Origin of the sequence: Arthrobacter sp. TB 26 (assembly GCF_000427315.1) — a bacterium.
GTDB lineage: Bacteria > Actinomycetota > Actinomycetes > Actinomycetales > Micrococcaceae > Arthrobacter.
This window is the reverse complement of record NZ_AUPJ01000051.1, coordinates 12,354-13,935: the sequence shown is the minus strand read 5'-3', so window position 1 is coordinate 13,935 and position 1,582 is coordinate 12,354. Positions and strand designations below refer to the sequence as shown.

Below are 1,582 nucleotides of genomic sequence, written 5' to 3'. Positions count from 1 at the left end.
GCCGGCGCGCTCGCCGTCGTCGTCGCCCTGGCGGTGCTGTACTCGTCGTACATCCCGCTGATGAACGACTTCGAGGTCTACTTCTACGGCGGCAACCGGGTGCTCCAGTCCGGCGAGACCGGCGTCAATGAGCTCTATGCCGCGCGGGACGGGCTGCCGTTCACATACCCGCCCTTCGCCGCGCTGCTGTTCGCAGCCCTGGCGACGCTGGGCCAGAGCGGCGGCAGCCTCGTGTTCATCACCGCGGCGCTGCTGGGTGCCGCAATCGTGTCCGCCTGGCTCGCACGGCATTACTTCCGCCTCGGCAGTTGGCGGAACGCGTTCGCCGACTGGCGTTTCCGGGCCGTGGCGCTGGCCGGCACCGCAGCGATCCTGCTCCTGGGGCCCTGGCGGGACACCTTCGACTTCGGCCAGATCAACATCATCCTGATGGGCCTGATCCTGGCCGACTTTGCGCTCTACGGTAAAGCCCGGGCGGGGGAGATCCGCTGGCCCGCGGGGCTGCTGATCGGCATCGCGGCGGGCATCAAGCTGACCCCGCTCGCGTTCGGGCTCTATTTCCTGGTCCGCCGCGACTTCAGGGCCCTCGGCTGGATGGCCGCCGGCTTCTTCGGCTCGATCGGCCTGGCCTGGGCCGTGCTGCCCACGGCCTCACTGACCTTCTGGACCAGGATCCTGCCCGACACCGGACGGATCGGCGGGCCGGCCTACGTGGACAACCTCTCGGTCAAGGGCCTGCTGCTGCACCTGGGACTGCCGGATTCCGGCCTGACCAGCCTGTTGTGGCTGGTGCTGTCCCTGGCCCTGGCCGCGACTGCCGCGCTCGTGATCGCGTGGGCGGTGGCCGCGGACGAGAACTTCGTCGCCGTCTCCGCCACCGCCGTGCTGATGCTGCTGGTCAGCCCGGTGTCCTGGTCCCACCACTGGGTTTGGATGGCCGTGGCACTGCCCTGCATGGGCTTCGCTATCCACCGTGTGCCCTCCCGCAACGGGCGGATGCGACTGGCCGGGTGGATCATCGTCGCGTTCTCGGCCCTGTCGTTCTACCTGACGCCCAAGTACCTGTCAGTCATGGCAGGGGCGGCGGAGTGGGGCAAAGACCCGCAGACCCAGTGGCAGCTCATCGTGGCCAGCCTCGGCGTGCTCTGTGGCATCGCCATGCTGGTCTACTGGGCGCTGGCCTACCGGCCGTCCCGCGCCGCGCTCCGCCCGGAAGGTATCCCGGGGGAGTAGCCTGCTCTTCCGTCCCGCCCGCCCCCGCGAGTTCGCAGTTCGCGGCAGTGTTCGCACGAAACATTGCCGCGAACTGTCCTCTCGGCGACCACCCTGGCTTTCTTGAAGATAGTCAGCTAGGTTGGTCCGCATGGCACTTCGTTCCGACTGGTCCCAGCGCAACTGCAGCATGGCCCGCGGCCTGGACATCCTTGGCGACCCGTGGGGCATGCTGGTCCTCCGCGAGGTCTTCTTCGGCAACGGCCGCTTCGACGCGATGAAGGCCCGGCTCGGGGCGGCGGATTCCGTGCTCACCAGGCGGCTCTCTGCCCTCGTCGACGCCGGACTGCTCACCCGCCGGCCGTACGAC

At 68.9% G+C, this 1,582-nt stretch carries 1 protein-coding gene and 1 pseudogene (1 of these 2 running past the window's edge); both read left to right on the top strand.

Annotated features, from left to right (window positions below; genetic code table 11):
* Nucleotides 1-60 precede the first annotated feature (60 nt).
* Entirely contained in the window at nt 61-1,233 is a 1,173-nt protein-coding gene (locus K789_RS0100865; protein ID WP_237739467.1) for a glycosyltransferase 87 family protein, read from the top strand.
* Nucleotides 1,234-1,363: 130 nt separating this feature from the next.
* Nucleotides 1,364-1,582 (top strand): annotated as a pseudogene (locus K789_RS21925) (winged helix-turn-helix transcriptional regulator) (it continues 299 nt past the right edge of the window).

Coding starts and splice junctions, on each gene's coding strand:
- K789_RS0100865 (WP_237739467.1), top strand. CDS start 61: ATGAACGACTTCGAGGTCTACTTCTACGGCGGCAACCGGGTGCTCCAG.